This is a genomic window from Embleya sp. NPDC055664 (assembly GCF_053618075.1).
The window spans coordinates 67048-90495 of the sequence record NZ_JBSHGZ010000015.1 but is presented as its reverse complement, the minus strand read 5'-3'; the positions used below and the strand labels follow the sequence as shown (position 1 = coordinate 90495).

Below are 23448 nucleotides of genomic sequence, written 5' to 3'. Positions count from 1 at the left end.
GGTTCCTCACGCCTTGACCCCGCCCGCGACCAGGTCGGTGCGCCAGAACCGCTGGAGCGACCAGAACGCGGCGACCAGCGGGATCACCGACACCAGCGCACCGACCACGACGAGGTTGGCGTGCGGCTGGGTGAGGTCGCTGTTCCACGCGTTCAGGCCCAGCGTGACCGGCCACAGGTGCTGGTTGTTGAGCGTGATCAGCGGCAGGAAGAAGTTGTTCCAGACGGCGACCAGTTGGAACAGGAAGATGGTCACCAGCGCGGGCGACATGATCCGCAGCCCGATGGTGTAGAAGATCCGGAACTCGCTCGCGCCGTCGAGCCGGGCGGCCTCGATCAGCTCGTCCGGCACCGACGCCTCGGCGTAGGTCTTGGCCAGGAAGACGCCGAACGGGCTGACCGCGGCGGGCAGCAGCACCGCCCAGATCGTGTCGACCAGATGCACCTTGGACAACATCAGGTAGATCGGCAGCGCCAGCATCGGGGTGGGGATCAGCACCGCGCCCAGGATCACCGAGAAGATCGTGCCTCGGCCGCGGAAGCGGTACTTGGCCAACGCGTAGCCGGCCATCGCGGCCAGGAAGGTGGCCACGATGCCACCGCCGACCGCGTACAGCACCGAGTTGAACACCCAGCGCAGGAAGATGCCGCCGTCCTCGCTGAACAGTTGCCGCAGATTGGCGCCCAGGTTCCAGTCGGCGAACCAGAAGCCGTTGCCGCGAAACAGGTCGCTGGAGGACTTGGTCGAGGAGACCAGCAGCCACCACACCGGCATCAGAAAGTAGGTCGCCACCAGGAACAGGAACGAGGTGGTCAGCACCTGCGAACGCATCGGCGCGGTGCGGCCCTTGGCCGGCTTGGGCGCGGGGTGCGCGACGGGTGCGCGGACCGGGCTCGCGGGCTTGTCGGTCAGTGTCGTCACAGCGAGGACCTGCCGTTCGTGAGCCGGGCGGAGATCTTGAGCACGGCGAAGGACAGCACGCACGTGCCCAGCGCGAGCAGCACCGAGACCGCGGCGCCCTGGCCGTAGTCGTTGTTCTCGACAGCCTTGTGGTAGGCGGACATGATCGGCGTGTAGTCGGCGTCCAGCGACGAGGTCAGCGGGCGCAACACGCGCGGTTCGGTGTAGAGCTGGAGCGTGCCGATCACGGAGAACACGGTGGTCAGCGCGATCGCCGGGGCGACCAGCGGCACCTTGATCCGCCACGCGGTGCGCCACGGGCCGCACCCGTCCAGCTCGGCGGCCTCGTACAGCTCCTGCGGGATGGCCTGGAGCGCGGAGTAGATGACCAGCATGTTGTAGCCGGTCCAGGTCCAGGTGACCACGTTGGCGATCGACCACAGGACCGCGTCCTCGCCGAGGAAGTCGGACGGCAGGCCGACCGCGTCCAGCATGCTCACCACGGGGCTGGAGCGCGGCATGTACAGGAACGCCCACAGGATGGTGGCGACCACGCCGGGGATGGCGTAGGGCAGGAAGTAGGCGGTGCGGAAGAAGCCCTTCAGGCGGGCCGACTTGGCGTCGAGGAGCAGTGCGAGCACCAGGGCGAGGCCGAGCATCACCGGCACCTGGATCACGCCGAACAGCAGCACCCGGCCCACGCCGTGCCACAGCGCGTCGTCGTGCAGCGCCTTGGTGTAGTTCTCGAACCCCGCGTACACCCGCTTGGGCGGGGTCAGCCCCAGGCCGGAGCGCCGCATCTTGTGCAGGCTCTCCACGATCGCGTAGCCGACGGGGACGGCGTACATCGCGGCGAACAGCACGCCGAACGGGGCGAGGAACATCAGGGGCGCGGACCGCCGGCGCTTGCGCCGCGGGATCGGTGCGCTCAAGGGCGGGCTCCCGGTGGATGGGACGGGTGGGTGTGGATGCGGGCGGGTGGGGCCGGCGGCGGGGCACGGTGCGGACGGCCCCCGGCGTCGGGGTGGTGTCGCCGGGTCAGCCCGCGGCGGCCTTCAGGCCCTTGTCCTGGATGGCCTTGATCGTGGTGCCCTGTACGCCGGTGAGCGCGTCGGCGAGCCTGCCGTTGCCGGCGCCGGCTTTGCCGACCCGGTCGGTCAGGTCGGCGGAGACCTGGGTCATCGTGGGACCCCACTGCCAGCCGGTCGGGGCCTGCGCGGCGGAGTCCTTGAAGATGTCGTAGATCTTCGCGTTGCCGAAGTAGGCGGACGGCTGCTGCATCGCGTCCAGCGTCGCCCCGGCGGTCGCGGCCGGGTAGATGCCCGCGTCCTTGACCAGCGTGGTCAGGCTTGCGGGGTCGCTGCTCATCCAGTCGGCGAAGGCGATCGCGGCCTTGGTGTTCTTGCAGCCCTTGAGCACGGCGGTGCCGGAGCCGCCGATGTTGCCGGTGGTCTTGCCGCCGGCGTCCCACTGCGGCATCGGCGCGACGGCCCACTTGCCCGCCGCGTCCTTGGCGTTCTCCTCCAGGAGCGCGGTGAACCAGACCGGACCGACGTAACTGGCGACGCTGCCGTCGCCGAACCGCTTGTACCAGTCGGGGGTGAAGGTCGGGTCCGAGGAGACGGCCTTCTTGTCGAGCAGCTGCTGCCAGTACTGGGTGACCTTTTGCGTGCCCGGTTCGGTCATCGAGACCTTCCAGGTCTCGCCCTCGGGCTTGAACCAGCTGCCGCCGTTCTGCCAGGCCATGCCCGCGTACCACCACGGGTCGTTGCCGCCGAACGCCGAGTAGGCCACCGACGGGTCGGCCGTGTGCACCGTGTCGGCCTGCCGGGCGAACTCGTCCCAGGTCTTGGGCGGGGCCAGGTTGTGCTTGGCGAACACGTCGGTGCGGTAGAACATCGCGACCGGGCCGGTGTCCACCGGGATGCCGTAGGTCTTGCCCGCGACGCCCATCTGCGACCAGGCGCCGGCGGAGTACTTGGCCTTGATCGCCGCGGCCTCCTTGTCCACGTCCTGGAGCGCGCCCTCGACCAGGAAGCTGGGCAGCGTCTCGTAGCCCATCTGGGCCAGGCACGGCGCGTTGTTCGCCTTCACCGCGGCGAGCATCTTGGCGTAGCCGCCCTTGGAGCCGGGCTCGACCTTGTTGTAGCTGACCTTGATGTCGGGGTGGGACGCGTTGAACGCGCTCACGGCCTTTTCATAGGCCGGGTTCCAGCCCCAGAAGTCGAGCTGTGCGGTGCCGCCGGACGCCTTGTCGCCCTGGGCCGCCTGGTCGGCGCCGTCCTTCTTGTCGCCGGAGTCCGAACCGCAGGCGGTGAGCGCGGTGAGTGCCGCGAGGGTGACCGCGACGGCTGCGCGGCGGGCCGTCTGGCGGCCTCTGCGCGGGCGGGTGCTGGCCCACATGGGGTGGCCGTCCCTTCGGGGAATGGAGTGGTGGGGAGAGCCGGTGGAGGCTGTCTGGCCGCCGATCATGTGCCCTGCCCGAGAAGGCGTCAACGGGTTGCCGCGCGGATCGTGCTTTTGTCGAGGTGATCCACAAGAAAAGTCCAAGTGTGTGGTCACCGAATGGCAAGGTGGGTGAACCAGAGAGTATCCATCCAGGTCGGAGCACCGGAGGCATGGGTAGACGGGTCCGGAAAAGTCCACGACGCCGTCGAGAAGAGTGCATGTCCGCGCCGCGTGCCTCGTGCACGATGATCCGGACCCACCGCACCGCATCTGCACCGAGGAGCGTCTTGACCACCCCCAGCCTCGTCCCGAGTCGAGACGGCTTCACCCTCGACGGCAGGCCGTTTCGTTTGCTCGCCGGTGCCCTGCACTACTTCCGCGTCCACCCCGCGCAGTGGGACGACCGGCTGGCCCGGCTGCGCAGCCTGGGCCTGAACACGGTCGAGACGTACGTCGCCTGGAACCTGCACGAGCCGACCCCGGGGAACTTCGACTTCACCGGCGGCAAGGACCTGGTCGCGTTCCTGCGCGCGGCCGAGCGCCAGGGGCTGAAGGCGATCGTGCGGCCCGGCCCGTACATCTGCGCCGAGTGGGAGTTCGGCGGCCTGCCCGCCTGGCTGCTCAAGGACCCGGGGATGCGGCTGCGCTGCTCCCACCCGCCGTATCTGGCCGCGGTGGACCGCTGGCTGGACGCGGTGATGCCGCTGGTCGAACCGCTGCTCGCGGAGCACGGCGGGCCGGTGATCGCCCTCCAGGTGGAGAACGAGTACGGCAGCTACGGCAACGATGTGGCCTATCTGCGGCACCTGGTCGACGGGATGCGCCGGCGCGGCGCGAGCGGCCTCCTGTTCACCTCCGACGGGCCCACCGAGCCGATGCTCCAGGGCGGCACGGTGGCCGGGGTGTTGCCGACGGCGAACTTCGGCTCGCGCGCCAAGGAGGCGTTCGCGACGCTGCGCCGCTGGTCGCCGGACGGGCCGCCGGTGTGCATGGAGTTCTGGAACGGCTGGTTCGACCACTGGCGCGACCCGCACCACGTGCGGGACGCGGCGGACGCGGCGGGCGTGCTGGACGACATGCTCGCGGCCGGCGGGTCGGTGAACCTGTACATGGCGCACGGAGGCACCAACTTCGGGCTGATGAACGGCGCCAACGATGTCGACGGCGCCTATCAGCCGACGATCACCAGCTACGACTACGACGCGCCGATCGGCGAGGCGGGCGAGCTCACCGAGAAGTATTGGGCGTTCCGCGAGGTGATCGGCCGCTACGCGCCGCTGCCCGACGAGCCGCCGCCGGCGCCGCCGGCGCGCGTGAAGCTCGGCGAGGTGGCGCTGCCGTCGGCCGCGCCGCTGCTCGCGCACGTCGAGGACCTGTCCGCGCCGGTGTACTCGCCGAACACGCTGACCATGGAGGAGTTGGACCAGGCGTACGGGTTCACGCTGTACCGCACCTGGGTCGGCGGCCCGCGCGAGAGTGCGCCGCTGTTCGTGGACGGACTGGCCGACCGGGCCCAGGTGTTCCTCGACGGGGTGCCGGTCGCGGTGCTCGATCGCAGCGAGGGCGGCACCGCCTCGTGCGAGTTGTCCGTACCCGCCGGCGGCGCGCGGCTCGACCTGCTGGTGGAGAACTGCGGTCGAGTCAACTACGGGCCGGGCCTGCACGACCGCAAGGGCATCACCGAGGGCGTGCGATGGGAGCGCCAGCGCCTGTTCGGCTGGCAGATGTATCCGCTGCCGCTGGACGCGCCCGAGGGGCCGATACTGCCGGACACCTCGGGGCCGATCCCGGCGGGTGTGCCGGTGGTGCGTAGCGGCACGTTCGACGTGGCGACGGTCGGCGACACGTTCGTCCGGCTCGACGGCTGGACCAAGGGCCTGGTGTGGATCAACGGATTCCTGCTCGGCCGCTACTGGTCGGCGGGGCCGCAGCGCACGCTCTATGTCCCGGCGCCGGTGTTGCGGGAGGGAGAGAACACGGTGACCGTGCTGGAGCTGCACGGTCCCGGCGGGGCGCACGTGACGTTCACGGACACTCCCGACCTGGGCGAGCCCGCGGCGGCGCCGGTCCTGTAGCCGGACGGTCCCCGGGGGCGACGCGGTCCGCGTCCGGTTCGCCGACCCCGCCGCGGCGGGCCAGGTCGACGAACAGCCGGGCCGAGCGCTCCCGGGAGTCCTCGCGACAGACGAGCATGATGCCGCGCCACAGCGGCGGGTCGAGCGAGCGGATCGAGGCCGCGTCGCCGAAGACGTCCGCGGCCACGTCCCGGTACCACAGCAGCGAGCCCTCGCCGTTGAGTACGCCCGCGACCCAGTTGACCCGGTCGTTGTGCTCGCAGCGGGCGAGCGGACGCACGCCCATCTCGGCGAACATCGCCTCGAACTGCGAGCGCCGCTCGCTGCCGCGCTCGGGCAGCACCATCGGCAGGCCGTGCAGCGCGCTCCACGGCACCGGGTCGGGCAGTCGGGTGTCCGGCGGCGACACCAGCACCACCTCGGTCTCGGCGAGCCGGTAGGTGCGCAGATCGCCGGCTCCGGGTGTGTCGGCCACCCCGATCGCGGCGGTACCCGCGCGGACCGCCGCGAGCACCGCCTCGCGCCCGTCGTGCCGGGTCACCTCGATCGGCGCCTCGGGGTGCTCGGCGGCGAACGCCGCGACCAGGCGGGCGACATGGCCGATCGCGAGGGTGGACGTGGTGGCCACGGTCAGGGTCGGCTCGGACGCCGTGCCGACCGGTCGGCCGATGTCCTCGATCGCGGCGACCGTGTCGAGCACCGTGCGGGCGAGCCGGACCACTCTGGAGCCCTCGGCGGTCAGGCCCACCGTGCGCCCCTCGCGCACGAACAGCTCGGCGCCCAGCTCGTGTTCGAGCGCCTTCAGGGCGCGCGACAGCGCCGACTGGGCGACGTAGAGGGCTTCCGCGGCCGCGGTCATGGTGCCGAAGTTCGCGACGGCGACGAGGTAGCGCAGCTGCTGGAGGGTCACGCGCCGCACCATAACGGTCACGCCGCCCGCACCGGCAGGGGTTCGAAACGGGCAATTCGCATACGTCGCCGAGCCGTCGGGGTGCCGCTACCGGATCGGTAGGGCATGGGTGCATGCCGTGCGGGCAAGAGTCGTCGCCGTTCCGGAACCCGGATCGCGGTCGATCCGGTGGGCCGGGGCGCCGCGTGTCGGCCGGGTATCGCCCGGGTGCGGCGGGGTTCGACGGGCGTTCGTGGGGGCGTTCGCGAACGGAGGGGCGACGGCCGGTTCGTCGTTGACTCCTGGATGTCCGAAACCGACGATACGGCGCGGTGGTTCGACTGCGGCCGATTTTTCGATTCCGTACCGCTTTTCGCGGTTGCACGGTCTTTCCACCACGACATGCACGTTCACCCACTGCCACGGACGACCCGACTCGGGCGTCGCCGGGGCAATTCGCCATGCCTGACCGTACGTTCGCGCCCCTGCCGCCCGCACCGACCGGTTCCTCGCAGGTTTCCCGGATGGAGGCACTTGCCCATGACGTCGACGTCCCCGCGTCGCGATCAGGTTCTCGCGGTGAGCCCCCTGGGGCGCCCCGACGCCCCACTCGTGATCGCCGCACATCGGGCCGGCGCGCTCGCGGTGCTCGACCTCGGCCGGGAACGCGGGCCGGCGCTGGCCGGGTTGTCCCGGGCGGGCGTGCTCGCGGGCTTCGGCGTGCGGGTGCCGGTGGGTTGTCCGCTCGGGCCGCGGGAGCTGCCCGAGCAGGTGGACACGGTGATGCTCGCGCCCGACGCGCCGTGGTCGATCGCCGACGCCGGTCCCGGACGGCGGGTCCTGGTCGAGGTCACATGCGCCGAGCAGGCGCACGCGGCGGTGGCCGCCGGCGCGGCGGGGGTGATCGCGCGAGGCGCGGAAAGCGGCGGCCGATGCGGTGAGTTGACCACGTTCGTGCTGCTGCAGCAGTTGCTCGCGGACGCACGGGTGACGGTGCCGGTCTGGGCGGCCGGCGGGATCGGGCCGCACACCGCCGCCGCGGCGGTCGCGGGCGGCGCCGCCGGGGTGCTGCTCGACACCCAGCTGGCCCTGGTCGCGGAGAGCACGCTGCCGGCCGATGTGGCGGCGGCGGTCCGGGCGATGGACGGCAGCGAGACGGTCGTGATCCGGGGGCATCGGGTGTATCGCCGGCCGGATCTGCCGATCGACCGCCTCGTCGCGGCGGTGGCCGGCGATCTCGGCCTCGCGCTGGGCGCGGGCGGACTGCATCGCGAGTTGTTGCCGGTCGGGCAGGACGGCGGGTCGGCCGCCCGGCTCGCGGATCGGTACGGCACCGCCGGTCGGGTGGTGTGCGCGGTGCGCGAGGCGATCGTGGACCACGTGGTCTCGGCCGCCCGGCACGGTGCGCGGCTTCGGCCGGTACAGGGGCCGATGACGCGGGTGAGCGACCGGGCCGCCTTCGCCCACGAGGTGGCCCGGGCGGGCGGGTTGCCCTTTCTGGCGCTGTCCCTGCTGCGCGGCCCCGAGGTGCGCGCGCTGCTCGCGGAGACCGGCGCGCTGCTCGGTGATCTGCCGTGGGGCGCGGGCCTGCTGGGCTTCGCGCCGCCGGAGTTGCGCGAGGAACAGGTGGCCGCGGTGCTCGCCGCCCATCCGCCGTATGCGCTGATCGCGGGTGGTCGGCCGGATCGGGCCGCGCCGTTGGAGGCCGCCGGGATCCGCACCTACCTGCACGCGCCCTCCCCCGGGCTGCTGGGCCAGTTCCTGCGCGAGGGGGCCCGGCGATTCGTCTTCGAGGGCACCGAATGCGGCGGGCACGTCGGGCCGCGCGCCAGCTTCCCGCTGTGGGAGGCGCAGGTGGACACGCTGCTCGCGTTCGCCGAACGGCACGGCGGCGCAGCCGGGTTGGACCTGCTGTTCGCGGGCGGGATCCACGACGCGCGCTCGGCGGCGATGGTGGCCGCGGCGACGGCGCCGCTGGTCGAGCGCGGGGCCTCGGTCGGCGTGCTGATGGGCACCGCGTACCTGTTCACCCGCGAGGCGGTGGCGGGCGGGGCGATCGTGCCAGGGTTCCAGGCTGCGGCGGTCGAGTGTGCGGCGACCGCGCTGGTCCAGACCGCGCCCGGGCATGCCACGCGCTGTGCCCACACGCCGTTCGTGGCCGCGTTCGAGGCCCGCCGGCGCGATCTGGAGTCGCGCGGGGTCCCGGCCCGCGAGGTGTGGGCCGAGTTGGAGCAGCTGAACCTGGGCCGGTTGCGGATCGCCGGCAAGGGGCTGCGCCGGGAGGCGGACAGGCTGGTCGCGGTGGACCCGGACGCGCAGCGCCGGGAAGGCATGTTCATGCTGGGTCAGGCCGCGGTGTTGCGGTCCGCGCCGACCGACGTGGCCGCACTGCATCGCGAGGTCACCACCGGGTCGACCGCGTGGCTGGCCCGCCGGCTGCGCGAGATGGGCGGGGCGGACCGACCGGCCCCACCCCGGCCGCAGGACGTGGCGATCGTGGGCATGGCCTGTGTGCTTCCCGGCGCGCCGGACCTGGCGAGCTACTGGCGCAACATCCTGGCCGGCGTGGACGCGGTGACCGAGGTGCCGCGCGAACGCTGGGACACCGCGCGGTACTTCGCGCCGAGCACCGAACCGGGCGCGACCGCGCGCGGTTCGGTCCGCGGTGCGGCGCCGGGGGCGGTGCCGGCCGGGCGGACGCCGTCCAAGTGGGGCGGGTTCGTACCTGCGATCGGCTTCGACGCGACCGGCTACGGCATCCCGCCCGCCTCGCTCGCCGCGATCGAACCGGCCCAACTGCTGGCGCTGCACGTGGCGTCGGGGGCGCTCGCCGACGCCGGCTACGGCCCCGGGCGGGCCTTCGCCCGGGAACGGACCTCGGTGATCTTCGGTGCCGAGGCGGGCACCGACCTGGCGGGCGCGTACGGCTTCCGGGCGTTGTTCCCGGGGTACTTCGGCGCGCTGCCGGCCGATCTGGACCGGCAACTGCCCTCCCCCACCGAGGACTCCTTTCCCGGTGTGCTGGCCAACGTGATCGCCGGCCGGATCGCCAACCGGCTCGATCTGGGCGGGGTCAACTTCACCGTGGACGCCGCGTGCGCGGCCTCGTTGGCCGCGCTCGACCTGGCCTGCAAGGAACTGAACACCGGGTCCAGCGATCTGGTCCTGTGCGGTGGGGTGGACACCCACAACGGGATCAACGACTACCTGATGTTCTCCTCGGTGCGGGCGTTGTCGCCGACCGGGCGGTGCGCGACCTTCGACGCGGACGCGGACGGGATCGCGCTGGGCGAGGGCGCGGTGTGCGTGCTGCTCAAGCGGCTTGCGGACGCCGAACGGGACGGCGACCGGATCTACGCGGTGGTCAAGGGTGTCGGCGGGTCCAGCGACGGGCGTTCGCTCGGGTTGACCGCGCCGCGCCCCGAGGGTCAGCGACGGGCGCTGGAACGCGCCTACCGGGCGGCGGGCGTGTCGCCGGCGCGGGTCGGCCTGGTCGAGGCGCACGGCACCGGGACGGTGGTCGGCGACCGGGCCGAACTGGACACCCTCACCGAGGTGTTCACCGCGCATGGCGCCGCTCCCGGCGCCTGCGCGGTGGGCTCGGTGAAGTCGCAGATCGGCCACACGAAGTGTGCGGCGGGGCTGGCCGGGCTGGCCAAGGCGGCGCTCGCGGTGCACTTCGGGGTGCATCCGCCGACGCTGCATCTGCGCCGACCGCCGGACGCGGGGCCGTTCGTGTTCGACAACCGGGCCCGCCCGTGGACGGCGCCGGTGGGCGAGCGCATCGCCGGGGTGAGCGCGTTCGGCTTCGGGGGCACCAACTTCCACGCCGTGCTGGCGGGTTCGGAGCCGTCCGGGGTGGGCGGGCCGGGCGGTGCGGATGCTGCGTGGCCGGTCGAGCTGTTCTGCTTTCGCGGCGCGGACCGGGCGGCGGCGCACGCGGCGCTCGATCGGCTGGCGGCGCGGCTGGATGCGGGCCAGGACCTGCCGTTGCGGGGGTTGGCGGCGATCGCGGACGAAGTTGTCGAGCCCGGGTCGGACGCCGAGATCCCGGTGCAGATCGCTTTCGTTGCGGCTGATCACGCGGATCTGCGGGTGAAGCTGACTCTGGCCCGGGCGGGGGCGGTCGATGCCGCAGGCGAGATCTTCCACCGGAAGGACGCGGAGGTCGGGGTGGAGACCGGGCTCGCCACCGAAGCGGGCGCCGAGGCAAGTGGGCAGGTGGCGTTTTTGTATCCCGGGCAGGGGAGTCAGCGGCCGGGGATGCTCGCCGATCTGTTTGCTCGGTTTTCCGAACTGTGCGACGGGCTGCGGGACATCGATCCCGAGTGTGTGCGGGCCATGTTTCCGGCGGCGGCGTTCGATGCGGAGGAGCGGGCCGCTCAGGCGGCGCGGCTCACCGATACCCGCCGGGCGCAGCCCGCGCTCGGGGTGGCGGCGGTCGCGCTGACCCGGCTGCTCGACCGGTTCGGGGTGTGGCCGGACCAGGTCGCGGGGCACAGCTACGGCGAGGTGGCCGCGTTGTGGTCGGCGGGCGTACTGGCCACCGGGGACCTGGGCCGGCTCGGCGAGGTGCGCGCGGCGGCGGTGCTGGCCGCCGCCGGCGCGGAACCCGGCGCGATGGCGGCGGTCACGGCCGGCGCGGACCGGGTGGCCGAGGTGCTGGCCGGGCTCGACGGCGTGGTGCTCGCGAACCGCAATACGCCGACCCAGACCGTGGTGTCCGGCCCGGAGGCGGCCCTGACCTCGGCGATCACCGCGCTGGCCGAGGCGGGCCTGTCGGCCCGGCGGCTGCCGGTGGCGTGCGCGTTCCACAGTCCCGTGGTCGCGGCGGCGGCCGACACCCTCGCGGTCGCCGTCGCGGACTTGGACGTTCGTGCGCCCAGAATCCCGGTGTGGTCCAACGGCACCGCGGCGCGCTACCCGGACGCGCCCGACGAGATCCGTGCGCTGATGGCCCGTCAGGTGGCCGAGCCGGTGCGGTTCGCCGAGCAGATCGAGGCGATGTACGCGGCGGGGGTGCGGATCTTCGTCGAGGCCGGACCGGGTCGGGCGCTGACCGGCATGGTCGGCGCCATCCTCGGCGACCGGCCGCACACCGCGGTGGCGTGCGACGTCCCCGGTGAGGACGGGCTGCGCCGACTGCTCACCGCGCTCGCCGAACTCGCCGTCGCCGGCGTGCCGGTGCGGGTCGCGGGCGGGCTGGCCGGGCGGGTGCGGCCGCAGGACGTCGAGCCCGGCCCGCGACCGGCCTGGACGGTGGACGGCCATCTGGTGCGGACCGCCGACGGCCGGCCGGTGGCGGGTGGGCTGCGCCCGGCGACCCCGGTGGCGCTGCCCACCGGGCCGGTGGCCGAGCCGGGTGTGCCGGAGCACTCGGCGCGGGACGCGGTGCTGCTCGAATACCTGGCCGGCGCGCGGGCCGCGGTCGCCGCACAGCGTGAGGTGCTGCTCGGCTACCTGGGCGTACCGGGCGGGGTTCCCGAGTCGCCGCCGATCGGGCTCGGACCGGAGCCGACTCCCGTGCGGGTGGAGCCGGCTCCGGTCCGGGTGGAACCGGCTACACCGGCCGCACCGACCGCACCGACCGGGCCGCTCACCCGCGCGCAGGTGTTGGACGTGGTCCTCGACATCGTGGGAACCCGGACCGGCTACCCGAAGGACATGCTCGATCCGGCCCTGGACCTGGAAGCGGACCTGTCCGTCGACTCGATCAAACGCACCGAGATCATCGGCGAACTGGCGCTGCGGTTGCGCCTTGCCGGCGGCACGGGCGTGGGCGTGGTCGACGCCGAGCCGGTCGACGCGGAGGTGATCGAGCGGCTGGCCAGGGTCAAGACGATCGACGCGATCGTGGCCGGGGTGCTGGAGGCGGGGTCCGCCGGGAACGAACGGGCGGTGCCGATCGAGCCGACGGTGGACGAGCCTGCCGCTCCCCTCGCCGGCCGGCCCACCCGGCATGTCGTGGAGTGTGTGCCGGTCGAGGAGCCGCCCGCGGTGGCGCCTGGCGACCCGGAAGGCCCGCTCGCCGGCGGGCAGTTGCGTGGCCGGCGCGTGGTGCTGGTCGAGGACGGGGGCGGCATCGCCTGGGCGTTGGCCGATGTACTGGCCGCGCACGGGGTCGTGGTGGAGTCGCGGGCTCGGGATCGGGTCGAGGCGGGTACGGATCCGGGCTGGGCGGAGGTGGACACGCTCGTACACCTCGGCGCGCTCGCCGACGGTCCCGACCCGGTGTTCCCGGACGCCTTCGCGCTGTTGCGGGACGCGCTCGTGGCCGGCGTACGGCAGGTGTTCCTGGTCACCGCCGGCGGCGGTCGGTTCGGCCGGGGTCCGGAGGCCGCCGGGCCGGATCCGGTGCCGGGGGCGGGGTTGGCCGGGTTCGCCCGGGCCGCCGCGCTGGAGTATCCCGATCGGGTGGTCCGGGTGCTGGACCTGGATGCCAAGACCGAACCCGCCCGGCTCGCCCATCGGCTCCTGGTCGAACTGGGCCGCACCCCCGATCGGCCCGAGCCCGGCGCGCCGGTCCTGCGCGGCCTGGCCGGCGAACACCGGGTGACCCTGCACCCGCGGCCGGCGCCGCTCCCGGACCTGCCGCCCGCCGACCGGGACGCCCTGCTGCGCGAGCGCATCGGCCCGGCCTCGGTAGTGCTGCTGACCGGCGGCGCGCGGGGCATCACCGCCCGGGCGGCGATCGGCCTGGCCCGGGCCACCGGGTGCCACATCGAACTCCTCGGCCGCACCGGCCTCGACGACGAGCCGGAGCCGGCAGCGCTCGCCGCCGCGCCGGACGCGCCCGCGCTGCGGGCCGCGTTGATCGCGGGCGGGATGCGCGAACCGGCCCTGATCGAGGCCGAGTCGACCCGGATCCTGCACCGCCGCGAGGTGCGGGCGACGCTGGCCGAGGCGGCCGAGCACGCCGCCTCGGTACGGCTGCACGCGGCCGACGTCACCGACGCCGACGCGGTCCGCCGGATCCTGACCGGCATCGCCGAGCGGCACGGCCGGCTGGACGGCATCGTGCACGGCGCCGGTGTACTGGCCGATCGGCTCCTCGCGGACAAGAGCGCGGAGTCGTGCCGGCGGGTGTTCGCCACGAAGGTGGCCGGGGCCCGGGCCCTGGTCGCGGCGCTGCGCACACTGCGCCCGACCCTGGCGCCGCCGGCGTTCCTGGCCATGTTCGGCAGCGTGGCCGGGGTGTACGGCAATCGGGGCCAGACCGACTACGCGGCGGCCAACGACGCCCTGGCCACCCTCGCGTGGCACTGGTCGGCCGGGTCCGACGACACCCTCGCGCCGGTGGCTCGGCGGGTGGTGACCATCGACTGGGGTCCGTGGGCGGCGACCGGCGGCGGCATGGTGACGGCGGAGTTGGCCCGCGAATACGCCCGGCGCGGCGTGCCGTTGATCGATCCGGAACACGGTGTGCGGGCGCTGCTGGACGAACTGGCCGCCGGTACGGACCCGCAGGCCGTGTACGTCTGCCTGCCGGCCGACGGGTCGGTGGCCGGATGAGCGTGCGCGGCCCGCGTCCGGACGATGCGGCGATCGTCGGGATCGGTGCGATCTTCCCGGGCGCGGCCGGGCCCGACGCGCTGTGGCGGATGATCGAGTCGGGGGTGGACGCGATCACCGACGTGCCGCCGCATCGGTGGGATCCGGCGCTGCACTACGCGCCGGGCACGGCCGGCGAGCCCGCTCGCGGCGACCGGTTCTACTGCCGGCGCGGCGGTTTCGTGGACGACCTGGCCACCTTCGATCCGGTGCGCTTCGGCATCATGCCCGCCGTGGTCGCCGGCGCCGAACCGGACCAGTTGCTCGCGCTGCGGGCCGCCGCCGAGGCGATCGCCGACGCGGGTGGCGAGGCTCGACTGCCGGACCGGTCCCGGATCGGCGTGGTCTTCGGTCGTGGCGGCTATATGGGCGTGGCCACCGCCCGGCTCGATCAGCGGGTGCGCACGGCGCATCAACTTGCCTCCCTCCTCGGCGAGTTGGCACCGGAGCTGGATCGGGACCGAGTGGCCGCGATCCGAGAGGCGTTCCAGGCGTCGCTCGGCCCCGAGCAACCCGAGGCCTCGATCGGCCTGGTGCCGAGTTTCACGGCGTCCCGGATCGCCAACCGGCTCGACCTGGGCGGGCCCGCCTACACGCTGGACGCGGCCTGCGCGACCTCGCTGCTCGCCCTGGACCAGGCCGCCGCCGAGTTGCGGTCCGGGCGTTGCGACGCGGTGATCGCGGGCGCCGCGCACCACTGCCACATCGCCACGCTGTGGAGTGTGTTCACCCAGTTGCGGGCGCTCAGCGCGAGCGAGCACATCAGGCCGTTCGACCGGGCGGCGGACGGCACGCTGATCGCCGAGGGCACCGGCGCGGTGTTGCTCAAGCGTTTCGCCGACGCCGAACGCGACGGCGACCGGGTGTACGCGGTGGTGCGCGGCGTCGGCGTGTCGAGTGACGGCCGGGCCGCGAGTCTGCTGAGTCCGCTGGTGGAAGGGCAGGTCCGGGCGCTGGAGCAGGCGTGGCGGGCCGCCGGGTTGGATCCGACGGAACCGGGCCTGCTCGGTCTGGTCGAGGCGCACGGGACCGGGACCCCCGTCGGGGACGAGGCGGAACTCGTCACACTGGGCAAGGTGTTCGGGCCGCGCGTGGGAAACGGGCCGGCGGATGTCGCGCTCGGCACGATCAAGTCCAACATCGGACACACGATGCAGGCGTCGGGGATGGCCGGTCTGCTCAAGGCGGCACTCGCCCTGCATCACCGCACGTTGCCGCCGACCCTGCATGTCGACGACCCGCATCCGGGCTTCGCCGGCACCCGGATGCGCCCGCAGGGTCGGGCCGAGGCGTGGCCGGTCAACCCGGCGGGCGGACGGCTGGCGGCGGTCGACGCGTTCGGCTTCGGCGGGGTGAATGCGCACGCGGTGCTGGAACAGCCGCCGGCGGGGCGGGCGGTGGCACTGCCGACCCGAGGCGGGCGGTCGGTGGGCGCGGGCGAGTTGCCCGATGTGCTCACGCTGGCCGCCGATTCGGTGCCCGAGTTGCTCCGGCTGCTCGCCGATCGGGCGGACCCGAGCGGTTCGACCGGCTCGACCGGCTTCGCCGGCCCCTGTCGGCTCGCGGTCGCCGATCCGACGCCGAAGCGGCTCGCGCTGGCCGCGCGTGCCGTGGAGCGCGGGGTGCCGTGGCGCGGCCGGGCCGAGATCTGGTTCACCCCGCGTCCGCTGCTCGGGCCGCACGCGGCCGATCCGGGGCGGGTCGCGTTCCTGTTTCCCGGTCTGGAGCCGGAGATATCGCCGCGCCTGGACGACTTGGCCGATGCATACGGCCGGCCCCGGCCCGAGACCACCGGCGCCGAAGACCTGGTCGGCCGGGCGGTGGACGCGCTGACCGCAGGCCGGTTCCTGGCCGCCGAGCTGGAACGGGCGGGTCTGGTACCGGATCTGCTGGCCGGGCACAGCATGGGCGAGTGGACCGCGATGGTGGTCGCCGGGATGTACCCGCGCACGGCGGTGGACGGCTTCCTCGCGTCGCTGCGCCCCGACTCGCTGGACGTCCCGGACCTGGTTTACGCGGCGGTGGGCTGCGGCGTCGCGGTGGCCGAACGGCACGTGGGCACCGAGCCGGTGGTGGTCTCGCACGACAACTGCCCGAACCAGAGCGTGATTTGTGGTCCGGCCGCGGCCGTCACCGAGGTGTTGGGTCGGCTGCGTCGGGAGGGCGTGATGGGCGGCGAACTGCCGTTCCGGTCCGGCTTCCACACCCCGATGTGGGCGCCCTACCTCGGGCAGGTGGCCGACGCGTTCGAGCAACTGCCGCTGTGTACCCCGCGCCTGCCGGTGTGGTCGGCGACCTCCATCGCGCCGTATCCGGCGGATGCCGCCGCGGTTCGCGAGCTGACCGTGCGTCACCTTCTCGAACCGGTGCGGTTCCGGGAGTTGATCGAGGAGCTGTACGCGGGCGGAGTACGGGTGTTCGTCCAGCCCGGCGCGGGCAGCCTGGTCGGCTTCGTACACGACACCCTGCGCGGCCGCGACGCGCTGGCCGTGGCCGCCCACTCCACGCTGCGCCCGGGCCTGGCGGGCTTTTGCCGAGCGGTGGCGGCGCTGTGGGTGGAGGGCGCGGCGATCGATCCGCGGGGGCCGGTACGAACGGGCCTGCCCGCGACCGAGCCGGAGTCCGGGCCCGGCATCGACCGCGCCGCCGCACGACCGCCCGCCGGACCGATCGTCCGGCTCGATCTCGGTTCCCCCGTGGTCGCGTTGGGGCCGGCCGCCGGGTCGCTGCGGTTGACCGGTACGTCTCGCCCGCCCGCCATCTCCACGCATCCGGTGCTGGCGGCGTTCCACGCGACGCTCGCCGAGGCCGAGCGCACGGTGGCGGCGGCCATGGCAGCGGGAACGGCCGGCGAAGCCGAGGCGCCCGGGTTGCCCGCGCCGCCGCCCGGCAGCGACAGCGACACCGACTCGCGCCGGGCGTACCGTTTCTCGCTCGTCGACCACCCCTACGTCCGCGACCACTGCGTCTACGAGCAGCCCGAGTGGTGGCCGGACCCGGCGGACCGGTTCCCGGTGGTGCCGATGACCACGCTGATCCGGCTGGCCGGCGACGAGGCGCTGAGCGCGGCCGGGCCGGGTCGGGTGGTCGTCGGGTATCGGGCCGTACGTTCCCTGCGCTGGTTGCCGGTGGCTCCGCCGACCGACACCGAACTGGTCCGCACCACCGTGGACCCGGACCGGATCCGGATCGCGTTCGGCCGGTACATGTCCGCCGAGGTGCTGCTCACCGACGAGACCGCCGTCCGCCCCGGGCCGGGCCCCGACCGCACACCGCTGACCGGCGAGGGCCCGGCGCCGGTGCGCGCGCCGGATCTGTACGGGGACCGTTGGATGTTCCACGGACCCGGATTCGCCGGGGTCGAGCAGGTGTTGACCGTCGCCGCGGACGGCATCCGGGGCATCCTGCGTGCGCTGCCCGCACCCGGGGCGCTCCTCGACGCGGCCGGGCAACTGCTCGGCCACTGGATGCAGTTGCGGCTGACCACGGACCGCCTGGTGTTCCCGATGTCGGTCGCGGCAATCGACGGGTACGGACCTGAACCCGAGCCGGGCGCCCGGCTGTTGGCCACCGCCCGGATCCGGGAGATCGGGCCCACCACGGTGCGCGGTGACGTCGAGTTGGTCGACCCGGGCACGGGCGCGGTACGGATCCGGGTGCGCGACTGGGTCTATCGCCGGTTCGCCGCCGACGAGCGGGTGTGGCCGATGAAGTTCACCCCGCACACCACCGGCATCGCCGAGCCGCAGCCGGAGGGTTGGTGTCTGCTGCGCACCCGGTGGCCCGACCCCGCCGCGCAGGACCTGGTGACCCGCCGCTATCTGGACACCGCCGAGCGGGCCGAGTTCGCCGCCCAGGCACCTCGGGACCGCCAAGGGTGGCTGCTCCGGCGGGTCGCGGCCAAGGACGCGGCCCGGCACCACCTGTGGGCGCACGGGCACGGCCCGCTGTACCCGGCCCAGGTCCGGATCGACACCGCCGACCCCGGCCGCCCGCTCGCGCACGTGGTCGCCGAGCCCGACGCCCCCGCCCCGACCCCGCTGCACGTCGCCATCGCGCACGACCACCGCCTGGGGGTGGCCGTCGCGGGCCCGGCACCGCTGGGCATCGCCGTCGGCCGCCTCGATCCGGAAGGCCCACCCCCGGCACCCGACACACACGACGTGCCGGCCTCGCTCGTGGGATCCGACAGCGAGCCGCGCGGGCTGTGGGCGCTGCGCTTTCGCTGTGCCAGGGAGGCGGCCGACCGGGCGGCCGGCACCGATCACCCACCGCACGTGGTGACCGCGGCCCGGCCCGTCGGCTCGCACGAGACCGAGTTGTCCGTCCGCCCCGCGGCAGCCGACGGCGCCGAACTCCGCGTCCACATCCGGGACATCACCGACTCGGACGGCACCCGGATCGACCACTACGTGGTCGCGTGGACGAGCGCCCGGCAACCAGGAATCCCCACCACCTCACATGGGAGCACCCGATGAGCGCGGACCCGCACGCCGACCGGATCCTGGCCGAGGTGGCCGGGATGCTCGCCGAGATCGTCGGCGAGGAATTGCTGATCGCCGCCGAGATCACCCCGGACAGCGGCTTCGACGACGATCTGGCCCTGGAGAGCATCGAGTTCGTCGCGCTGGCCGGCCGGCTCCAGGAGCGCTACGGCGACCGGGTCGACTTCATCGCCTTCCTCGCCGACCTGGAGATCGAGGAGATCATGGCGATGACGGTCGGCCGCCTGGTCGAGCACATCGCGGCCTGTACCCGCGCCGAGACCGTCCGTGGTGCCGGTCGATGAGCGAGGTGCACGCGAACGGCCTGCGCTTCCACGTCCAGCGGTTGTCCCCACCCGCCGACCGGCCCGCACTGCGCACGCCGGTGGTCTTCCTGCACGGTCTGGTGTTGGACAACCTCTCCAGCTTCTACTACACGCTCGCCGCGCCGGTCGCCCGCGCGGGCGCCGAGGTCGTGCTCTACGACCAGCGCGGACACGGCCGCACCGAGCGGCCCCGCAGCGGATACGACCCGGACAGCGCGGTCGCCGATCTGGCCGCGCTGCTCGACGCGTGCGACGTACCGACCCCGGTACACCTGGTCGGCAACAGCTTCGGCGGCCTGATCGCGCTGCATGTCGCCCGGTCCAGGCCCGACTTGGTGGCGAGCCTGGTGCTGATCGAGGGTCAGTGCCTGGACGTCCCGGCCGGCACCGAACCGTACGCCGGCGGCTGGGTCGAGGAGATGGCCAACACACTCAACCTGGCCGCGCTCGGCCTGGCGGCGCATCCCGGCCCGGAACGGTTGCCCGTGGGGCCCGCACGCAAGGCGGCCCGACTGCGAGCCGGCGCCGACGCGCTCCTGAACGGCACGACCCTGATCGAGGACGTCACCCTCCTGTGCGCCCCGACCGAGGCCGAACTCGCAGAGGTGGCCTGCCCGGTGCTTGCGCTGTACGGCGAGTTGTCCGAACTGGCGCCGCCCGCACACCGGTTGGCCGAACTGCTCCCGCACTGCACGCTCACCGTGCTGCCCGGCGTCGCGCACACCGTGCTGCGTGAGGCCACCGCGCCCGTACTGGCCGCGCTGCTCGACTGGTTGCCCCGGCACGAGCCGGTGTCGGTGCGGCCCGGGGCCGGCCGATGAGAGTCATGTTCGTGGTGCCGCCGTTCGCCGGCCACGTCAATCCCACCGTCGCGGTCGCCGCCGCACTCGCCGAGCGCGGGCACGAGGCGGTGTGGTGCGGGCCGCCGGAGATCCTGGACCTGCTGCCGCTGGGCGCCCGGTTGTTCGCCACTGCCGACTCCCCCGGCGCCCCCGGCGGGTACGCCCGACTGCACGCGAGGTGGCAACGGCTGCGTGGGGTGGGCGCGTTGCGCTTCCTGGTCGAGGAGACCCTGGTCCCGCTCGCGCACACCATGCTGCCCGGCGTCGCGGCGGCCGTGGCCGGCTACCGGCCGGATGTGGTCGTGGCCGACCAGCAGGCCTTCGCCGGCGCCTTCGCCGCTGTGAAAGCCGGGGTCCCATGGGCCACTTCGGCGACCACTTCGGCCGAGTTCACCCGGCCGCTGGTGGGCTTTCCGAAGATCGACGACTGGGTGCGGACCCGGATCGCCGAGGCGGCTGTGGCGGCCGGGGTACCCGGCGACTGCGATCCGCGCTTCTCGCCCCGGCTGGTTCTGGTCTTCTCCACGCCGGAACTGGTCGGCCTGACCGATCCGGTCCCGGCGCACCACTGCTACGTGGGCCCCGCGTTCGGCCGCCGGCCGGCGATGGTGGACTTCCCGTGGGACCGGCTCGATCCGGATCGCCGGCACGTCCTGGTCTCGCTCGGCACGCTCAATCGCGATGCCGGCGACCGGTTCTATCCGGCCGTGGTGGCCGCCACCCGGCCGCTCGCCGATCGGCTCCAGCTGATCCTGGCCGCACCGGAGCGGCTGGCCGGGGCGCCCGCCGAGCATGTCCTGGTCCGCGAGTTCGTCCCGCAACTGGCCCTGCTCCCGTACCTGGACGCGGTGGTCACGCACGGCGGCCACAACACCGTATGCGAGGCGCTGGCGTTCGGCCTGCCGCTGGTGCTCGCCCCGATCCGGGACGACCAGCCGATCGTGGCGCGCCAGGTGGTGGCGGCCGGCGCCGGGGTCCGGGTGCGCTTCGGACGCGCGCACGTACCCGAGTTGCGCGCGGCCGTCACCGACGCGCTGGACCGCCCCGAACTGCGTGCGGGCGCCGCCCGGATCCGTGCCTCGTTCGCCGCGGCCGGCGGCGCCGACGCCGCCGCCGAACGTCTGGAGAAGCTGTGCTGAATCCCCTGGACGGACCGTTTCCGTGGCTCGCCCTGCTGATCGGGCTCGGCCTGGCGGGTGGCACGCGCACGCTGCGCCGGCGGCTGCACGCATTGCCGATACTACCCGGATTGCCCATACTTGCCACCGTATCGACGGAGGGCTGGCAGACCGGCCCCTGGATCTGCGTATCCGCGACCGGTGTCCACCCGGACGAGGCCACCATCCGCGCGGCGGTCGCCCACGCCGAGCGGCACGACCTGCTCCTGCTCGATCTGGTTCCCGGCGACCTGCCCAGCGACGAACTGCTCACCCTGCTCGCCCGGTTGGACCCGGACCGAATCCACCGCGACCCGCTCGCCCGCGGCCGGGGCGCGGGCCACGCGCTGCTCGTGCACGAGGACGTGCTGCGCCGGGCCGCCGTGCCGGCCGACGACCTGGTCGACCCCGACGGCCCCGCCCTGGTCGAACTCACGGTGCGGCTCAAGCCGTTCGCCGCGCTCGGCACCGGGCACGCGGTCGCGCCCGGACTGGTCGCGATGCGGCCCGACCCCAGGCTGCGCAAACGTCGGCTGCGGGCGAACGGGGTGCCGGTGTGGCCGACCCTGATCGGCAACCTGGGTGAGGCCGCCGCGTACGCCGGTGCGTGTGTGACCAGCCCGTTCTGGGGTGCGGTGGTCTTCCTGGCCATGTGGTCGCAGCCCTTCGCCGTGGTCGCCGGCCGCTCGCCGGTGCGACCGCGCGACCTGGGCCGGGCCGGGGCACTGCGTCCGTTCCTGGCCGTGCCGCGCTGGCTCCGCGCGGTCACCGGGCCCCGCCCGACCGCTGCGGCCCAGCGGCCGGCGCCGGATCCGGCGGCGCTGCGCCCGGCGTACGAACGCAGCGTCGCCGACGGCCTCGGTGCCTTCTTCGAGGACCGGCGCGACACCTGTCCGTGGTGCGGCTCGGACCGCCTCGCCGTGCACCGCAGGGTGCGCGACCACCTCCAGGGCAAACCGGGCCGCTTCACCCTCGAACGGTGCCGGGACTGCACGCACGTCTTCCAGAACCCGCGCCTGTCCCTCGCCGGGCTCGACTACTACTACCGCGACTTCTACGACGGCCTCGGCGGCGCGGGCGCCGAGGCACTGTTCGGCACCATGTCCCGGACCTACCGCGCCCGTGCCGAACTGCTGCGCCGACACACGCCGGAGGATTCCGGACCGCGCGCCTGGCTGGACGTGGGCACCGGCCACGGGCACATGTGTGTGGTCGGCCGCACTGTGCTCCCCAACACCGTCTTCGACGGCCTCGACATGGGCGACGGGGTCGCCGAGGCCGCGCGGCGCGGCTGGATCCGGACCGGGTATCGGGGCCAATTCCCCGATCTGGCCGACGACTTGGCAGGCGGCTACGACGCGGTCGGCATGCACCACTACCTGGAGCACACCCGCGATCCGCTGGCCGAACTCGACGCCGCCGCCAAGGTCCTGGTGCCGGGCGGCCGATTGCTGATCGAACTGCCCGACCCGCAGTGCCGGTACGGGCAGTTGTTGCGCGGCCTGTGGTTGCCGCTGTTCCAGCCCCAGCACCAGCACCTGATGCCCTGGCGCAACCTCGAAGCCGCCCTCCACGCACGGGGGTTCACCGTGCTCGCGCGCGAACACGGCCGGGCACACCAGGGCAACGACTTCACCGGTGCGGTCTCCCAGGCCCTCACCGCGCTCGGGCCCAACCCGGCGATGCCGTGGGTCCCCGGCGGCCCGACCCCGCTGCGCCGGGCCCGCCGCGCCGCGCTGGTCACGCTGTCCGTGCCGTGCTTCGTCGTGGCCGTACTCCTCGATGCCGTCGGCGCGCTGCTCGCCCGCGTAGCGGGCGAACACGGCATGAGCAACGCCTACCGTCTCCTCGCCCGAAAGGATCCGGGATGACCGGCCCGCACAGCGGCCCGCCGACGGCGGCGGCGCTGCCCACCACTCGCGGTGCGGCGCCCGTGTTGCGCCTGGTGCCGTTCGCCTTCACGCAGGCGTTCGGCCGACCGCCGGCCGGGGTCTGGTCCGCGCCATACGTGCTGCGCCGGACCGGCTCGCGAGCCGGGGCGGGCTCCGCCGTGGCGCTGTCCTGGCGGGTGGTGGTCGCCGCCGCGCCGCGCGCCGACGGGAGGTTGCGGCTCGGCTCGATCGACCGGCCGGACGAGGGAGTGGAGGTGGACCCGAGGGGCGACATCGGCCCGGTCCCGGAGTGGGCCCGCCCGGTGCTCGCGGGCACCACCGGCGCGGGCGGGCTCGATCTGCTGGTACACACCGACCTGCCGGAGTGCACCGGGCTGTCCGCGGCCGTGCCGCTGGCCTGTACGGCGGCGCTGATCGAGGCGGCGTTCCACGACCCGGAGCCGGGCGACGCCCGTCGGTCCCGCATCCGGCTCAGCGATCCGCCGTTGGGCGCGGTGGCGTTGTTCGCCAGGCTCGGCCACGTGATGGTGTTCGGGGAGGACAGCGGCGCGCCGAACCACGCGCCGTTCGACCCCGATGGGCTCGGCCTGCGCTTCGTCCTGGCGGTGCCGCGGCGGGCGGGTGCCGCCGCGAGCGGGCCGACCACGCGGCAGATCGCCGGGTCGACCGCCGAGCCCGCCCGCAACGCCCTGGCCGCCGGCGCGATCGAGGCCCGCCCGCTGCCGGGCGCGGACGGGCCCACGATCGCGGTGGTGCCCGGCGCCGCGCTCGCGGCCGTCCGCCGGGCGCTGGTGCACACCTACACCCGCGCCGGCGAGCCGGCCCCGCGCGTCCTCAGCGCCGCGCTCGGATCCCCCTGTGCCCGGGTCGCGTAGGCCGACCCG

The 23448-nt window shown here is 74.0% G+C and carries 12 protein-coding genes; 8 read left to right on the top strand and 4 right to left on the bottom strand.

Translation table 11 applies throughout. The features are described 5' to 3' along the window. Positions 1–6 precede the first annotated feature (6 nt). The 3 genes from ACWGR4_RS24165 to ACWGR4_RS24155 form a co-directional block, all read right to left on the bottom strand. Positions 7–921: a carbohydrate ABC transporter permease gene (locus ACWGR4_RS24165; protein ID WP_379995738.1), complete on the bottom strand. Its 915-nt coding sequence runs from the start codon at positions 919–921 to the stop codon at positions 7–9. Next, positions 918–1784: a carbohydrate ABC transporter permease gene (locus ACWGR4_RS24160; RefSeq protein ID WP_379997270.1), complete on the bottom strand. Its 867-nt coding sequence runs from the start codon at positions 1782–1784 to the stop codon at positions 918–920. Before ACWGR4_RS24160 ends, ACWGR4_RS24165 begins: the two co-directional genes overlap by 4 nt. Before the next feature lie 154 nt (positions 1785–1938). Then, entirely contained in the window at positions 1939–3303 is a 1365-nt protein-coding gene (locus ACWGR4_RS24155) for an ABC transporter substrate-binding protein (protein WP_452131766.1), read from the bottom strand. Positions 3304–3635: 332 nt separating this feature from the next. Here ACWGR4_RS24155 and ACWGR4_RS24150 point away from each other — a divergent pair, with 332 nt between their 5' ends. Further along, entirely contained in the window at positions 3636–5423 is a 1788-nt protein-coding gene (locus ACWGR4_RS24150; protein WP_452131765.1) for a glycoside hydrolase family 35 protein, read from the top strand. Here the strand turns inward: ACWGR4_RS24150 and ACWGR4_RS24145 are convergent. Beyond that, complete coding sequence (locus tag ACWGR4_RS24145; protein ID WP_452131764.1) at positions 5374–6333, bottom strand: LysR family transcriptional regulator; 960 nt, start codon at positions 6331–6333, stop codon at positions 5374–5376. The two genes, ACWGR4_RS24150 and ACWGR4_RS24145, sit on opposite strands and share 50 nt — an antisense overlap. A 519-nt stretch (positions 6334–6852) precedes the next feature. Between ACWGR4_RS24145 and ACWGR4_RS24140 the strand changes: the two genes are divergently transcribed. Genes ACWGR4_RS24140 through ACWGR4_RS24110 form a run of 7 tightly spaced genes read left to right on the top strand, consistent with a single transcriptional unit; the run spans position 6853 to position 23439 of the window. Then, complete coding sequence (locus ACWGR4_RS24140; RefSeq protein WP_452131763.1) at positions 6853–13824, top strand: SDR family NAD(P)-dependent oxidoreductase; 6972 nt, start codon at positions 6853–6855, stop codon at positions 13822–13824. Beyond that, the gene (locus tag ACWGR4_RS24135) at positions 13821–18341 is read left to right on the top strand and encodes a beta-ketoacyl synthase N-terminal-like domain-containing protein (protein WP_452131762.1); all 4521 of its coding nucleotides are present in this window, start codon (positions 13821–13823) and stop codon (positions 18339–18341) included. Before ACWGR4_RS24140 ends, ACWGR4_RS24135 begins: the two co-directional genes overlap by 4 nt. Further along, positions 18338–18652, top strand: coding sequence for an acyl carrier protein (locus tag ACWGR4_RS24130; protein ID WP_452131761.1), 315 nt, complete (start codon positions 18338–18340; stop codon positions 18650–18652). Before ACWGR4_RS24135 ends, ACWGR4_RS24130 begins: the two co-directional genes overlap by 4 nt. Next, complete coding sequence (locus ACWGR4_RS24125; protein WP_452131760.1) at positions 18649–19494, top strand: alpha/beta fold hydrolase; 846 nt, start codon at positions 18649–18651, stop codon at positions 19492–19494. The genes ACWGR4_RS24130 and ACWGR4_RS24125 overlap by 4 nt, the downstream gene beginning before the upstream one ends. Next, complete coding sequence (locus ACWGR4_RS24120) at positions 19491–20654, top strand: glycosyltransferase (protein WP_452131759.1); 1164 nt, start codon at positions 19491–19493, stop codon at positions 20652–20654. Before ACWGR4_RS24125 ends, ACWGR4_RS24120 begins: the two co-directional genes overlap by 4 nt. Beyond that, the gene (locus ACWGR4_RS24115) at positions 20648–22543 is read left to right on the top strand and encodes a class I SAM-dependent methyltransferase (RefSeq protein WP_452131758.1); all 1896 of its coding nucleotides are present in this window, start codon (positions 20648–20650) and stop codon (positions 22541–22543) included. The genes ACWGR4_RS24120 and ACWGR4_RS24115 overlap by 7 nt, the downstream gene beginning before the upstream one ends. Next, on the top strand, positions 22540–23439 hold the full coding sequence (locus tag ACWGR4_RS24110) for a hypothetical protein (protein ID WP_452131757.1): 900 nt from the start codon (positions 22540–22542) through the stop codon (positions 23437–23439). The genes ACWGR4_RS24115 and ACWGR4_RS24110 overlap by 4 nt, the downstream gene beginning before the upstream one ends. Positions 23440–23448 lie beyond the last annotated feature (9 nt).